This window comes from Hyphomonas sp. UBA4505 (genome assembly GCF_002388685.1).
Taxonomy (GTDB): Bacteria; Pseudomonadota; Alphaproteobacteria; order Caulobacterales; family Hyphomonadaceae; genus Hyphomonas.
Genome location: NZ_DGMZ01000012.1, coordinates 549,416 through 564,460 on the forward strand (window position 1 = coordinate 549,416; position 15,045 = coordinate 564,460).

Sequence of the window (15,045 nt, forward strand, 5' to 3'; positions counted from 1 at the left end):
TTCGACCAAATCTAGTTAAACGAATAGAGCGACTTCCTAAGCCCACCAATGTGGCGAGCGCAATGCAGCCACTATTTGAAGCCGTAAGCAATTCGATCCACTCCACTCAAGCAAGATTTGGAGATGACGTATCGGAAAAAGGGCGTGTAACGGTCACTGTAAATACCAGTCGGAACAAAAATGAGGTGTGGGCCACAGTCGAAGACAATGGAAATGGCCTTAACGAGAAAAATTGGGACGCATTCACAACCACCGACACAGACAACAAAATCGAAATCGGCGGAAAGGGTGTAGGTCGCCTGATGTGGCTGGATTGTTTCGAATCAATTCGGGTAAAATCCACTTATACAAATGACGGTTCAGCCCTAAGGCGGAAGTCATTTGATTTCGTACTCGCCCTCGACAATCAAATCAGAAATTTGAGTGATGAAGCAATCGGCGAAGAAGTTGACGTCGGCTTTTTCGTTCGCTTTACGGGACTGAGAAATAATGCCTACCGGGATAAGTTTCCTGGTCGAGATAGCTTCATTTTTCAACATTTTACTTCTCACTTTTTGCCATCTTTTATTGGAGGGCGAAGCCCTCGCATCCAAGTTATAGTTGGAAGTGAATCACGCGATTACCCGGACGCAATATCTGAAATTGTCCACCGTCAGGATGATGCTATTGATCTCGATACTGCAGAGTATGGAGTTTTGACACTCACTTTAATGGAATGCAGCAAAGTCGCGAGTTCAGATCTGAAGGGAAAACACTTCGTCCACTTCATCGCCCACGATAGAACTGTTCACTCTCAATGCATAGATGGAAAGCTTGGACTCAACTACTTCGGTGAAAACAGTGACAGGGTTTTTCACGCAATCGTCACCGGACAATTTTTAGACTCCAATGTTAATCAGGAACGAACAGCGTTCACTTTTGAAGACGCAGTTATTGAGCGGATAATCAACGACGTTTGCTCACCTGAAATCGAAGTTTTTTTGGAAGGTCCAATTTCTGAATTACGAGGGCAGCAACGAGAGAAGATAGAACAGATCACTGCAACCTATCCCTCTGTAGCTTTTGGTGCCATGGAAGAACTTCAACAGCGTGTACCATCCGGAGAGTTGAAAGAAGACGCAATATACGGGCACCTAGCCCGCGAACGCTTCAGACGCGACGAGCGCCAAGCAGAGAAAATTCGACACGTGCTGACACGACTGAAAGATACATCAGTCGAAGTGGATGACTTCTTTGACGCTATTCGGGATGCCGGATCTGCAATCGAAGAAGCTGAGCAAAAAAGTCTAGCTGAATATGTTGTGCGTCGAAAAGTCGTGCTCGACTTCATTGAAATTTTGCTCGAAAAGGTTCGTGCAGACACCAAAGATAGCTCTTATCAGAGAGAAGATGTTTTGCACTCTTTCATCTGCCCAATCCGTGTTGAGACTTTGACGGAGGGAGGCAGTCAATTTTCGGCTGCCAGCTCTCACGACCTGTGGATAGTGGACGAGCGACTGACATTCGCACAGTATTTCAGCTCAGATGTTGAGTTTAGTAAGATATCCGAGACGATGGACAGCGACGAGCGAGCGGATGTTCTAGTTTTTGATTATGTGCACGGACTACGACAAACGGAAGAACCGTCAAAAGTTCTTCTTGTTGAGTTCAAGCGCCCTGGCCGAACCAGTTACAATGCCGATGAAAACCCCCAGTTTCAGATCGAACGCTATGTCAAACAACTCCAATCTGGAAATCTCACTGACATCAAAGGCCGCCCTATTAAGTTGGACGGCAATACAATTTTCTATTGTTTCATTGTCGCTGATATCGTCGGAAAAATGGACGACTGGTCTTATTCTTGGCAAAGAACCGCGAACGGACGAGGCAGAGTATATAGACCAGACAGCGGTTTTCGAGGTTCAATTGAACTCATTAGCTGGGATGACTTGATTACTGACGCTCGAAACCGAAATCAGGCATTCTTCGATAAGGCCGGAATTTCTGGGCAAAGCTTCTTCAGTTCGGAGTAGACCTAAAACCCTCTGAACACCGCTGCTTCGTCTACGGACTTCCGTGTTGAGACGACGGCATTTGCCGGGAAGGTTTCGTCGGGCCAGCCCATGGCGACACAGGTCTGGATGACTTGGTCGTCCGGGATGCCGGCCTCTTCGCGCACGACGGGGCTCTGCATAATGCCTTGCGAATTGATCACGCAGCCGAGCCCGCGCGACCAGGCCGTGTTGACGATGCAATTGACCACGCCGCCGCAATCAAAGGGCGGGATGTCGCCGCCGGCCAGCGCCTTGTCATAAGTGATGACGATGGAGACCGGTGCGTCGAACTGGCGGAAGCCGCGCAGCACCCAGTCCATGCGCTTTTCCTTGTCGCCGCGCTCAATGCCCATCGCCTGGAAAAGCTGGACGGCGATCTCGACCTGGCGATCCCGGTGGACGCCCGCATAGGGCGGGCCCATGCGAAACTCGCGGCTGTCGGGCACGCCGGCGACATTGCGCTCGACATTGCCCTTGCGGATCCGGTCCAGCACCTCACCGGCCACGACATAGAAATTCCAGGGCTGGGAGTTCATCGAGGTCGGCGCGCGCATGGCGATTTCGAGGATTTCGCGGATCAGCTCTTTCGGCACCGGCTTGTCGAGATATCCGCGAATGCTGCGGCGTGATTTGACGACGTCATCATAATTCATGGCCGGGGCCTCCCTTTGATCTTTTGTTGCATGAGCCCTAGCGCCCCTGCCCCAACGTCAAAGAAGCGGGAAGTGTGGCTAGGCGGCGGTGACGCGGCCGGAAAGCTGGCTGGCATCGCCCGCAAGGCTTTTCACCATGACGCGGGACTGGTCCTGAGGGCCGGGGAAGATGAGCTGGTGCTTTGGCGTGACGGTAAAGCCGATCTCGCCGAAATAGGCGGGCGCGCCGATCAGGATGGCGGCGGGCCAGCCCGCGGCCTTGCCGGCCTCAAGTGCTTCGCCCGTGACACTCAGGCCAAGGCGGCTGCCCCGGTGGGAGGGGCCAACGGCGACCGGGCCATAGAACAGGGCACGGTCAGCCTGCGGGCCTACCTTCAGGGGCCAGACACGGCAGACGGCAATCACCTTGCCATCCAGCACGGCGACGCGGTTGATCTCTGGCAGGGAACGGGAATATTCGCGCAGCCGCTCGGCCGTCTTGGCAAAATGGCCCGAACCGAAGGTGCGCGCGAAGAGGTCTTCGATCGCATCGGCGTGTAGGTCTGGCGTTTCGGGCACAATCTGAAGCATGGCGAGCGCGTGTACGGCGCATTGCCACCCGGTTCAAGCGACAGTTTCTTCCTGCGCCGATTTGGACGCAGTGGGTTTGCTGTATCCCTCGTCAGTATTTGACAGAGCAGCCATAGGGTTTGGAACTGGCGACTTCGACCGGTTCGCCCGCAGCCACGCTCTGCATGGCGGCGGAGACGTAATTGGTGGCAGTCTCGATGTCGGAAACGCGCGCCGACGGCGTGTCGTCAATCGCGCCCTGATAGGCGATCATGCCGTCGGCCGTGATGAGGAACATGTGCGGCGTGGTCTTGGCCTTGTAGAGGCGGCCAATGTCTCCGCTCTCGTCAATGATGACATGCTCAGGCGTCGCGCCGCGCCCTTCATTCATGTCGAGGATTTCCGCGCCGGTGCGGTGGCCCTGCTTGCCGGGGGCCGAGGAGATGATGGACAGCCAGACGACATCGCTCTCGGACGCATCCGTCTGGAGGCCCTGCATATTGGCAGGCGGCACGGCATAATGTTTCTGCACGAACGGGCAGCCATCATTGGTCCATTCCAGGACGACCCGCTTGCCGGCATAATCTGACAGGGAGACGGTCTCGCCGGTGGCGGTCGTGCCGGTGAAGTCCGGGGCGATCATGGGCTCGCTTGCATCGGGGGCGGCCTGGGCCGTCGAGGCGATCAGGGCGCCAGCGCTGAGTGCCACAGCGGTGGCCATGCCAGCAGCGAGAGAAAAGTTGCGTCGGCTCATCATGATGCGGGATCCTCCAATATGTCGTGGAGTTCGCATCATGCTCACTCAGACGTGACAAGTCCAATCACAAGCTTTTGAGACAGCACTTCCGGCAGGATTTCCGGCTCGGTCGCCCCGGCGGCATACCAGAGATACATCGGCACGCCCGCCCGCTGGCGCCGTTTCAGCTCCTCGGCAATGACCGGGTCCTTGCGGGTGAAGTCCGCCACGAGAAAAGCCACATCATGCGCGGCAAAAGCATTCTGGACGGCTTTCGATTTCAGCGTCGTCGCCTTGTTGAGCTGGCAGGTGGCGCACCAGGTTGCGGTGAAGTCCACGAAGACCGGGCGCCCCTCTGCAGTGAGTTCCGCAACGCGCTGCGGGCTCCAGGCTTCGGTTTCATATTTCTCCGCATACTGGGCGTTGCCCTCCCCTGCCGCCACCGACGAGTTCGCCGTCAGCGCGGGATAGACAAGCCCCGCGATCACCGCGATCGCGGCGACTGCCTTGGCGAGCGCGCCCCCGCCGCGTTTGGCCAGCCAGATGCCGAAGGCGATCAGCGTGCCGCCCGCCACGGTCCATGCAACCGCCGCCGGGCCAGAGACCGCACCAAGCGTCCACAGCAGCAGCGCCGCAGTCAGGAACATCGGGAAGGCGAAGAACTGCTTCAATGTCTCCATCCAGCGCCCCGGCTTGGGCAGCAGGCGTGACAGGCCCGGCACGAAGCTGAGCACCAGATAGGGCAATGCCAGGCCAAGCCCCATGGCGAGGAAGACAATCAGGACCGAGATCGCCGGACGATCCAGCACCGCGCCAAGCGCGGCGCCGAGGAAGGGCCCGATACAGGGCGCACCCACCACAGCGGCGAGCACGCCGGTAAAGAAGGCGCCCATCGAGCCACTGCGCGAGGCGAGGCTGCTGCCGGTATTCTGGATCGATGTGCCAAGCTCGAACATGCCAAGCAGCCAGAGGCCGATGACAAACATGATCAGCGTCAGCACGGCAACGGTTGGGCCGTTCTGCAGCTGGAAGCCGAGATTGGCCGTGCCGGTAGCTTCGCGGATCGCGATGATGGCGGCGGCAAGCGCGGCAAAGGAAAGGAGGACGCCGCCCGTATACCAGAGCCCGTGGCTGCGCACTTCGCTTTCATGGCCGGACGCGACCGCATGCACCATGCCCATCGCCTTGATGGAGAGCACCGGAAGGACGCAGGGCATCAGATTCAGGATCAGGCCGCCAATCACCGCCGCCAATGCGAGCGCGATCAGGCTTTTGCCACCTGCGCCGGACGATGCCGACCGGGCGGCGATGCCCGCCGTATTCTCGAAGACGCTCCCCTGATCGGCGGCAATCGTATAGCCGGCACGGTCTCCGTCCGGGGTCTCGACGACGACAATGCCCTCAAGTGCTGCTTCCAGGCTGTCATCGGCGGGCGTGAGGCTGAGCGTGGCCCCATCGCTTCCAAAACTGATCGGCTGGTCTGCCGGGTGGCTGATTTCATGGCCAAAGGGGTAGAACCGGATGTTGGAGCCGGGATCGAAGCCGCCTTCGGTTTTCAGGCTCAGCTTCCAGAGGCTGCTGCTGGCGTCGATACGCGCTTCGCCATCAAAATCACGCGGCGCTTTCGCGATCCATTTGCTGATCAGCATGCCATCTTCGATGTGCGGCTCGCTGGGGCCGACGGGCAAGGTCAGGCTCACTTCGGCGGTTTCGGGAATGCAGATTTCTTCGCAGATCAGATAATCAGCGAGGAGATTGAGCTGCACGCTGCCCATCGCATCGGCGGGAATGGTCAGCGGAAATGGCAGGACAAGGCGGTCATCATAGCCATAATCCATGATCTCCCCTTCCACGACCGGCAGCAGATGAGGAATGGGCCAGACAAAGGGGCCGATGGAGGCTTCGGTAATGTCACTGCCGTCCAGCACATCGACTTGCGGCGGCAGGCCAGCATCCCCGGCATTGCGCCAATAGACATGCCAGCCCGCATCGAGGTCCATCTTGATCGCGGCATAGAATGTTTCACCGGGCTCAACGCGTTCGCGTTCGGTAATCAGCTCGACCATGGCCCGGCCCCCATCGACGGGCTGGGCGTAGGCAACCGGCATCATCGCGATCAGGGCGGCGAGAAACGGCAGGGTGAGAGCTCTGATCATGAGAGGTCCTTTAGGCGGCATATGTACTGGTGTGCCCGTATGCCTGCGATTGGTCGCAGAATGAAGGGCCTCGCTCAAACGTGATGACACAGTGACCATGGCATGGCGCGCAAGAAAAAAGCGGCTCCGGATGGAGCCGCTTTTCCTGTTCGATGGGCGTGAAGCCTAGTTGACGGGCGCTGCGACCGCCTCGGTCGCCTGAATGCGAACCGCGCGCTGGATCACGACCTGCCAGTTCATCAGCGAAATCAGGTGCGCATAGATTGCGCCGAGGGCACCATTGCTGCGCAGTTCGAGGAATTTCTCGGTTGGCAGCGCGTTCAGCTTGTCTTCGGAAACGGCCCAATAGTCAGCGATCTTCTGCTGTTGGCCAACCGGATTGCCCTGATTGTCGCGCGGCTGGAAGGAAACCGTCTTCTGCTCCAGCAGATCCATATCCTTCAGGATGCGACCGAATTCGACGGTGGCCTGACGCTGGCGCTCGAATTCCTTACAGAATTCAATGGCGTCATTGGTGAATTTGCTCGGCTGGCCGTTTTCGAAGAAAGGCACTTCCGGCTGGTTGCTGACCATCGGCGCGGCGCGGTCGACGCACAGGACCAGACGGTCTGAGCCTTCATCAGACGCAAAGACGAATGGATAGCGGCGCACAAAGGCCGGCACGTAATGGTCGTCAGCCACGAATCCGTTATTGTCGACATACAGGTTCTGGCCCTGACGGATGCCCATCACGGCAACTGGTGTGCGTTCTTCGCCGACGAAGATCAGCGGGTAAAAACTCGCCGCTCTTCCGAATTCGGAAACCGTTACCGGTACAGCATGGGACTCCCGCAGGAACGCGAAAGGTTGTTCGATCTGTTTGACGCCAAGGCCAGCATGAGCTTCTGCAGACAGCGGCTGAGGCTGCTTGTAGAACATCACGGTGCCGGAAAGGTTCGGCTGTCCGCCCGCTGGCGGGGTTGCAGGTGTTGTGTTCACGTTGGAGACTCCCGAAATTGTTGCCGGATCGTTACCGGAAATAGCCACAGCCCACAACACCCCAAAGCGTGGGAACTACAGTCAGGAAAAGGTCATATTTCTCCAATGAAACTGCGCTTCCCAGCCTCAATGCGATCTGTTTTCCAAGGCGCTTTCAGCGGACTGGCTGTCCTGTCGCTGGCGGCTGCCTGTACGCCGGCTGTGGACGATGCGGGCACACCCCGCCGGATTGCGCGCCAGGTTGATGATCTGATGGCCTCGATTGCCGCGAATGAACTTGCTGACAATCCGGAAATGGCGACCCGGCTGGGCCTGTCCGAGGACGCCACCGGGTATGATTTCAACGCCTATCTCACCGACCGCTCCCAGGCCGCGTTTGAGCGGACACGTGTCAAACGGCTCGAAATCCTCGAAGCCTTGCTGGCCGCGCCGCGCCCGGTCGAAGGCGGGCAACAGGCCCGGCACCTCGACACGGTTATCCAGGCGTATGAGACCGCGGAATCCCTGTTTGTCGCCGGTCATGGCCAGACCGGTCTTGGCCACGCCTATCCCTATGTCGCCGATCATATGCGCGGGGCGTATATTGATGTGCCGGACCTGCTGACCGGCGCGCATCCGTTTGGCACCGCTCAGGATGCGCGCGACTATGTCAGCCGACTGGCGCAGCTTCCCGGTGCGTTGCAGGACGAGCGCCGCCGTCTTCAGGCTGATGCCCGCGCCGGCATCGTGCCGCCCGTATTCGTGCTGGAGCGTATGCAAACACTGGCGGAAACAATCGGCGCAGGGCCCGCCGAGGCACATTTGCTGGTCACGACCTTCAACAATCTCGCCTCAGGCGCGGATGGCCTCAGCCTGCAGGAGCAGACAGAACTCGCCGCCCGCGTCGACGCGCTTGTGCGCAATGACGTGCTGCCTGCCTATGCCGAGTTCGCCGCCGCGCTGGAGGCGCTGATGGACGACGCGCCGGAAGAGCCCGGCGTCTGGCAACTGCCCGGCGGGGATGTCTATTATGACGCCGCCCTGACGGCCTATACGGATGAAGGGATCACCGCCGGAGCCCTGCACGCACAGGGCTTGGCCGAAGTGGCCCAACTGACCGAAGAATTGATGGCCGCGCTGGAGGCACAGGAATTGGTTGAAGGCACGCTGACCGAACGGCTGGCGGCCCTGTCACTACTCGAAGGCCAATTGTACGAAGACACGCCGGAAGGGCGCGAGGCCCTGTTGGCACGCATGCGGACGCATATGGTTCGCGCAGAGACGAACATGGCCGAAATCATGCCCGGCATGCCGCGGACGGGCGTGACGATCCGTGCCGTGCCGGATTTTCTGCAAGCATCTGCCCCATCGGCCTTCTACAGCGCGGCCCCGGCCAATGGCTCGGCCCCGGCCCAGTTCGAGATCAATCTCAGTGATATGACGGACTGGCCGGACTTCATGCTGGCGACGCTGGTCTTCCACGAGACGATTCCGGGGCACCATCTGGAAAGCGCTCTCACCGCAGAGACCGCCAACCTGCCTTTGATCCGTCAGATGATCTGGAATGTAGCCTATGGCGAAGGCTGGGCCGTGTATGGCGAAATCCTCGCGCATGATCGCGGCCTGTACACGGACGATCCGCTGGGCCGGATCGGGTTCCTGCAGTCCATGTTGTTCCGCGCTGCACGTCTCGTGGCCGACACGGGCATGCATCGAGACCACTGGACCCGCCAGCAGGCAATCGACTACCTCGCTGAGACGACCGGGCAATCGCCAGAGGCCATGGCCCAGGAAGTGGACCGCTATGCCGTCTGGCCCGGACAGGCAGCGGCCTATTGGGTGGGCGCGCAACGCATACTGGATCTGCGCGAACGGTCCCAACGCGTGCTCGGCCCCGATTTCGATCTGGCAGAATTCCACGCCGTTGTTCTTGGCGGCGGACCGCGCCCCCTCTCCCTGCTCGAACGAGATGTGGAGCGCTGGTACATTTCGAAAGTCGACCTGTCGAACTAGGCTTTTTGCCACAAACTATCCGGGCTTCGCCTTATTGACGCCATGCGCGGCTTACCATTCTGTCACCTCAAGGACGCAATGAGGAGGGACATCATGCGCATGCGAGGAATGGTTCTGGCCGGAGTGGCCGCCGCCGCAATACTGACAGCTTGTGAAACGAGTGAGACCGGTCAGGCAGGCGACGCGGAGTTGCAAACGGTAACTGTCACGGGCAGCCAGCAGGACTCATCCGCGCCGCCCCCACCGCCCCCTGCTCCGCCACCGCCGCAAATGGTGATGGAATCCCGGGCCATGGTCGGCAAAGCAATGGCCGCACCAGTGATCCTGGCGCCCGCACCCGAATTCCGGGACCAGTATGAGGATGTCGAGCAGAACCCGGTCAAGCTGGTCAGCGAAGAACCGGTCTCGACCTTCTCGATTGATGTCGACACGGCCTCCTATGCCAATGTGCGGCGCTTTCTGGAAGACGGCATCCTGCCGCCCAAGGATGCCGTGCGCATCGAGGAGCTGATCAATTATTTCGACTATACCTATCCCCAGCCCGCCGAAGGCGAGGCCCCCTTCTCGACCCAGGTGAATGTGATGCCCTCACCCTTTGCAGAGGGACGCGAGCTGATGCAGATCGGCATTCAGGGCCGGGACATAGACCGCGATGCCCGCCCGCCCATCAATCTCACCCTGTTGATGGACGTGTCGGGATCCATGTTCTCCGACGACAAGCTGCCGCTGGCCAAGCAGGCCATCAAGCTGATGCTGGAGGAGATGAAGCCAACCGATACGATCGCCATCGTCGTCTATGCGGGCGCCGCCGGGGAAATCCTGGAGCCGACACCGGTCAGCGAGAAGCGCAAGATTGTTGCGGCGCTGGAAGAATTGAAAGCCGGTGGCTCTACCGCGGGCGGTGAAGGCCTGCGCCTTGCCTATTCGCTGGCCGAACAGGGCCTGAAGGAAGATGCCGTCAATCGCGTCATGCTGCTGACCGATGGAGACTTCAATGTCGGCATTTCCGACCCGGAACAGTTGGAGGATTTCGTCTCCCGCAAGCGCGAGACCGGCATTTACCTGTCCGTGCTCGGCTTCGGGCGCGGCAATTACAATGATGCGATGATGCAGAAGATCGCCCAGACCGGAAACGGCACGGCGGCCTATGTCGATACGCTGAGCGAAGCGCGCAAGATTCTGGCCGATGACCTGTCGGGCAATATCTTTCCGATTGCGGATGATGTGAAGATCCAGGTGGAGTTCAATCCGGCGCGCGTCGCCGAGTATCGCCTGATCGGCTACGAGACCCGTATGCTGGACCGGGAAGACTTCAACAATGACAAGGTCGATGCCGGCGATATTGGCGCGGGCACGAGTGTCACCGCGATCTATGAGATCACGCCGGTTGGCTCAGACGCCGCTCAGATCGATCCGCTGCGCTATGGTGACACGGATACGTCGGCCAGCGATCCGTCCGGGGAATATGCGTTTGTGAAACTGCGCTACAAGGCCCCCGGCGCGGAGGACTCCATCCTGCTGGAGCGTCCTGTCACCCTTTCCGACCGTGTGGCCAGCACAGCCGCCGCCCCGCAATGGGCGCGCTTTGCCACGTCGGTGGCAGGCTATGGCGAGATGCTGAAAGGGGGAGAGGCCCTCGGCACCGGTTTCGGCTGGGAGGAAATCCGAAATCTGGCGAATGGCGCCAAGGGCCCGGATGAATTCGGCTATCGCGCGGAATTCGTACAACTGACCCGGCTGGCAGAAACGGCCGAAGCACAGGCCGCCCTGAACAGGCCGGGTCAGGAAATCGAATAGATCAGGCCGCGATGGGTGCGGCGTCGGCCCGGCTGCGATCCGTTACGCAGACCGGGCTGAAGCCGGCCTCGATATCGTTCACGATCAGGCGGCGCGTGCGCGCATCGAATTCCGTGGCGAGGAAGACCGCCCGCGCGCCGTAGCGTTCGGCATCGGCGAGTGCCCAGATTGGCTGGACGTCGTTTGGCTTGCCCGACAATTCAATCGTGCGGATGATGCGCCATCCATATGTGTCCGGAGCGGCAAACAATGCCACGCCTGCCGTGCGCGCCCAAGGCGCATCCAATGGAACGCGTTTGAAATCCCAGGCTTTGCCTGACCGTCCCCGAAATCTTACGTCGATACCCATGTTCATGCTCCGTTCTGATGAGCATGTTCCTATAATGTTCCAGAACGTTCCGCAAGAATTTTTTAGTTAACAGCGTGTTAACGCATTCGATCGAATTTCACTCAATGACGCGGAAACGGCTGCGGTCGAAAACGCGCAGGACTTGCGACAGTTCGCGGCCGCGGCGCAGCACCTGACCGGCCTGTCCGTAGACCACATACTGGCCCTGCATGTTTGCGAGATGGGGCTGTTTCTCGATCCGCCAGGTGGGGTTTTCGGCGTGTCGCCTGAAAATGGCAAAGATCGCGACGTCCTTGTGCATGCCAATGGCATAGTCCCTTGCCTTGCCGGCCATGACCAATCGGCCATAGACGTCGAGAATCGGTTGGAGTTCGGTCTTGTGAAAAGCGATTCGCGGTTCCGGGGGCGTTATCCGGTGCGTGTTTTCAGCCATTTTTCCCTTTCTGGTTTCTCCTGAGACGCGAAAAGGTGGCTGGTAAGCTCGCCTAACCGCGATTTAATGCAAAACGGGGGTAATTGGGGCAGTTTTGCCATGTTTACGCCTTGCGTCCGCCCCCGACGACAATCATCTTCTAATTGTCGGACGGAGGTGTTCAGCAGACACCCCGGACCCATCAGCCCCCCCAGCCCCCTGGGGCGTTTGTTCAGCTTCTGTCCGACAACTTACCCTTCCCTGACAATTAACCTACGCCTTCGTGGACCCATTGGGCCGCGAGACCGGCAATACGTCAAGCAATGGCTTGGCAATTCGCCCGAGATTCCGGCCGATGCCCGAGGCAAGGCTGAGACGCCGGTCGATATAGGTATCGAGCTGTTCATCCGACGGCTGGTCGAGCCAATACATGATGATCGGCGGGATCACCGCCGCCAGCAGGCCGCGCTTGGAATAGCGATTGTAATCCTCTGATGTATCGCCCGCCTCGTCCCAGACCATGTCTGCGATGCGCCAGGTCCGCTGGACCGCAGAGGCCGCGCCCCAGGGCAGCAGGCCCCGAACGGCGGCGCGGCGGACCGCTTCCCGGTTCGGCTCCAGCGCAGCAAGCCATGCCAGAACACCCGCCTTTACGCGCGCGGGCGTCTTGAGGGCCGAGATATCCTGATCCGCAAGCGCCTCGCGAGCCGCCTGCCCCGCCCGGTCAAAGAAGGCGTCAATCAAGTCGGGTACGCCATTTGGCGCCGCCAGCGCCTGTTCGCCCTCGCTGAGGCCTGCCTGTTTGGCGGCCCTGGCCGCTGTGGCCTCTGTCCAGCCATCGAACGGCACGTCCGGCAGCATTGCGTCCAGCCAGCGGAACCTAAGGACTTCGGACGGTGTTTGTGTCATAACTGAACCTGATGGCTTTAAGGGCTTGGCCAATCGGCCAGAGCCGTGATATAGGCCCCGCTTCCGAGGTCTGTAGGCCTCAACCGAATTGAATCGGGGCGACGCCCCTAACGAATGGAGAAGAACAATCGTACAGATCGTCGTCCGCGATAACAATGTCGAGCAAGCTCTGCGCGCGCTGAAGAAGAAAATGCAGCGCGAAGGCCTGTTCCGGGAAATGAAGGCCCGTCAGTACTTCGAAAAGCCATCCGAGAAGAAAGCTCGTCAGCGCGCTGAAGCGGTTCGCCGCGCCCGCAAGCTGGCTCGCAAGCGCGCCCAGCGCGAAGGCATCGTATAGACGCCTCTCCGGATTACCGGTTTCCATAAAAGCCCTGCCAGTTCGCGCTGGCGGGGCTTTTTGCTTTCGGAGTTGATTTGGAGCGTGGTCGCGATCAAGATCATCGCCATCGGCAAGCTGACAGTCAGGCACGCACATGACCCTCAATGAACAGATTGCTGCGCACTATCGCCACGGCGATTTGCTGCAGGCAATCGAGGACGGCCTGTCGAATCTTGGACTGGGTCCAAACAGGGTCACGGTCGACGATTTGGGACCGGTTGACGAATTTCATATTGGTGGCCGCATCGCCAGCACGCACTTTCTCGACCAGCTTGATATCAATGCAGGCATGACAGTGCTGGATATCGGGTGCGGCCTTGGCGGTGGGGCGCGGTTTGCGGCGGCCACTTATGAGGCTCAGGTCACAGGCATTGATCTCACACCGGAATATGTGGAGACGGGTCAGGTGCTGTGCGATTGGGTGGGACTGTCCGACCGGGTGTCTCTGAGGCAAGGCAGCGCATTGTCCATGCCCTTTCCTGATCGCGAATTCCAGCGTGCCTACATGATGCATGTCGGCATGAATATCGACGCCAAGGAGGCCCTGTTTGCCGAGGTTCACCGTGTCTTGGACTCAGGTGCGCGGTTCGGCATTTACGATATCATGCGAACGGGCGAAGGCGACCTGGCCTATCCAGTGCCATGGGCCGGCAGTCGCGACACGAGCTGGCTCACTGGGCCGGAAGGCTACAGGAAAGCGCTTGAGGCAGCCGGGTTTGAGTGTCTGACTGAGAACAACCGGGGTGCTTTCGCACTGGATTTCTTCCGCAAGATCCGGGAAGCCAACGCGACCCGTGGCGGTCCGCCACCGCTCGGGCTTCACACATTGATGCAGCACAGCACAGCCGAGAAGGTAGGAAACATGGAGGCAAATATCGCCGCAGGCCTCATCGCACCTGTCGAAATGATTGCGGTAAAAGGCTAAAGCGCGCTGCGCCGACAGCAACAGAGATTCAAGCAGTCGGGGCTTTTTTGTTTTTGGGGCGACCGCTTTCGGCGTCGGAGGGGATATTATCTATCAACCAGAGGCATCTTCTCGCAAAACAAAACGCCCGCGCTCAGCGACCGACGGATATGGGTCAGTTTCTAACTGTCTAGCAATTTCGAGTTCAAATTCGGTGAGGTTACCTTTCTTGGTGATAAGTCCGTCACCAGCAACCCTGCGGACAGAAGCTGCCGGATCGTTAGCCGCCGCTTCGATTAGCTGAGCCTCAGATAGTGCGTGATCGATTGAGCGGATCGATAGTTTTGGCTCTTTCTCTCGTTCTCCGAGAGATTTGTCAGTCCATCGCCACTGCCACCCCACCAGCCAAACCGCTTGTCGTTGGATGAGCATTCGGTGAGCTAAAGCGCGAACAGCAGGTTGTACTGCCTGCTTTGCCAGTCGAGGTAAGAACTTATCCAATGCGGGACGCCGACTTGCTTGTCGAAGAATTGTGGCAGCGGGACCGCTATCGGCCCTTTCGATTGTATCAGCTAAGCGCGACGCAACGGATTCGCGGTCCGTGATAGTATCCAAGACTTGAAGGTCGCGGTCTTCCAATCGCCCCCATGTGGACCGAACTGGCAACAATACCCAAGCAACGGACACGACAATCTCGGTATCCGATTCGGCCAAAACCTCTTTGACAGCAATTCTAGCGGCCTCTCTTACTTGAGGAACCCAGTCGTTTAATCTGCGCAGCAGAATGGCCAGTAGAAAAGCGGTTGGTGCTCCGGATTTAATTGTTCGAAGCGATCTCTCGCGTCGGAATCCATCGCCACTAAACAGATCAAACCAAGGAAAGACGAAGCGGTGATCCTTTCGTTGTTTCCATAACTGACGTCGACCGAGCTCGTATTGCGCTTTATATATTATCGACCTTATTTCGCTCTCGCATTGGGCGATGTGCTTCAAATTTATTGAGTTGGTCTGTTCTACAAATGAGGCAAGCGCATCATCATCTAGCTTCCCTTTGAGAATTGATGCGGCAACGTTGAACACTGCGTCGTGCAGGGGAGGCGATAACTTGAACTTCGACATGACCTAAAGAGCTATGTAGCACTATGCTGTAGCAGGGAAGACTCGGATGCTTGGGTATTTCCCCTCCTGCCCCAAAGAA

Annotated in this window: 14 protein-coding genes; 5 read left to right on the forward strand and 9 right to left on the reverse strand. The window is 58.8% G+C overall.

Annotated elements, in window-relative coordinates:
• The first annotated feature begins 62 nt into the window (after positions 1-62).
• Entirely contained in the window at positions 63-2,012 is a 1,950-nt protein-coding gene (locus B3527_RS11755; protein ID WP_290480677.1) for an ATP-binding protein, read from the forward strand.
• 2 nt (positions 2,013-2,014) lie between these two features.
• Here B3527_RS11755 and B3527_RS11760 read toward each other — a convergent pair whose 3' ends face one another.
• From B3527_RS11760 to B3527_RS11780, 5 genes are all read right to left on the reverse strand, one after another.
• Positions 2,015-2,686 carry a nitroreductase gene (locus B3527_RS11760; protein WP_290479990.1) on the reverse strand — a complete coding sequence of 224 codons (672 nt, stop codon included), beginning with the start codon at positions 2,684-2,686 and terminating at the stop codon, positions 2,015-2,017.
• Positions 2,687-2,764: 78 nt separating this feature from the next.
• Positions 2,765-3,256, reverse strand: a complete 492-nt coding sequence (locus tag B3527_RS11765; RefSeq protein WP_290479991.1) for a GNAT family N-acetyltransferase — start codon at positions 3,254-3,256, stop codon at positions 2,765-2,767.
• A 91-nt stretch (positions 3,257-3,347) separates the two neighbouring features.
• Positions 3,348-3,992 carry a redoxin domain-containing protein gene (locus B3527_RS11770; RefSeq protein ID WP_290479992.1) on the reverse strand — a complete coding sequence of 215 codons (645 nt, stop codon included), beginning with the start codon at positions 3,990-3,992 and terminating at the stop codon, positions 3,348-3,350.
• A 41-nt stretch (positions 3,993-4,033) separates the two neighbouring features.
• The gene (locus B3527_RS11775) at positions 4,034-6,127 is read right to left on the reverse strand and encodes a protein-disulfide reductase DsbD family protein (protein WP_290480676.1); all 2,094 of its coding nucleotides are present in this window, start codon (positions 6,125-6,127) and stop codon (positions 4,034-4,036) included.
• A gap of 165 nt (positions 6,128-6,292) precedes the next feature.
• Positions 6,293-7,105: a SapC family protein gene (locus B3527_RS11780; protein ID WP_242517403.1), complete on the reverse strand. Its 813-nt coding sequence runs from the start codon at positions 7,103-7,105 to the stop codon at positions 6,293-6,295.
• A gap of 105 nt (positions 7,106-7,210) precedes the next feature.
• On the opposite strand from B3527_RS11780, the gene B3527_RS11785 reads away from it, so the two are divergent.
• Entirely contained in the window at positions 7,211-9,097 is a 1,887-nt protein-coding gene (locus tag B3527_RS11785; RefSeq protein WP_290479995.1) for a DUF885 domain-containing protein, read from the forward strand.
• A gap of 93 nt (positions 9,098-9,190) precedes the next feature.
• Complete coding sequence (locus B3527_RS11790; RefSeq protein WP_290479996.1) at positions 9,191-10,894, forward strand: vWA domain-containing protein; 1,704 nt, start codon at positions 9,191-9,193, stop codon at positions 10,892-10,894.
• Between the two features lies 1 nt (position 10,895).
• On the opposite strand, the gene B3527_RS11795 is transcribed toward B3527_RS11790, so the two are convergent.
• The 3 genes from B3527_RS11795 to B3527_RS11805 form a co-directional block, all read right to left on the reverse strand.
• Entirely contained in the window at positions 10,896-11,243 is a 348-nt protein-coding gene (locus B3527_RS11795; RefSeq protein WP_206991387.1) for a hypothetical protein, read from the reverse strand.
• A 97-nt stretch (positions 11,244-11,340) separates the two neighbouring features.
• Positions 11,341-11,676 carry a DUF2794 domain-containing protein gene (locus B3527_RS11800; RefSeq protein WP_206991388.1) on the reverse strand — a complete coding sequence of 112 codons (336 nt, stop codon included), beginning with the start codon at positions 11,674-11,676 and terminating at the stop codon, positions 11,341-11,343.
• A gap of 252 nt (positions 11,677-11,928) precedes the next feature.
• On the reverse strand, positions 11,929-12,564 hold the full coding sequence (locus tag B3527_RS11805) for a COQ9 family protein (RefSeq protein WP_051607847.1): 636 nt from the start codon (positions 12,562-12,564) through the stop codon (positions 11,929-11,931).
• Between the two features lie 127 nt (positions 12,565-12,691).
• Between B3527_RS11805 and rpsU the strand changes: the two genes are divergently transcribed.
• Both rpsU and B3527_RS11815 read left to right on the forward strand, forming a co-directional pair.
• Complete coding sequence (gene rpsU / locus B3527_RS11810) at positions 12,692-12,901, forward strand: 30S ribosomal protein S21 (RefSeq protein WP_156947899.1); 210 nt, start codon at positions 12,692-12,694, stop codon at positions 12,899-12,901.
• Between the two features lie 136 nt (positions 12,902-13,037).
• Positions 13,038-13,868: a class I SAM-dependent methyltransferase gene (locus B3527_RS11815; RefSeq protein ID WP_290479997.1), complete on the forward strand. Its 831-nt coding sequence runs from the start codon at positions 13,038-13,040 to the stop codon at positions 13,866-13,868.
• A gap of 93 nt (positions 13,869-13,961) precedes the next feature.
• On the opposite strand, the gene B3527_RS11820 is transcribed toward B3527_RS11815, so the two are convergent.
• A complete protein-coding gene (locus B3527_RS11820) occupies positions 13,962-14,966 on the reverse strand; it encodes a hypothetical protein (RefSeq protein WP_290479998.1) in 1,005 nt (334 codons plus the stop codon).
• Positions 14,967-15,045 lie beyond the last annotated feature (79 nt).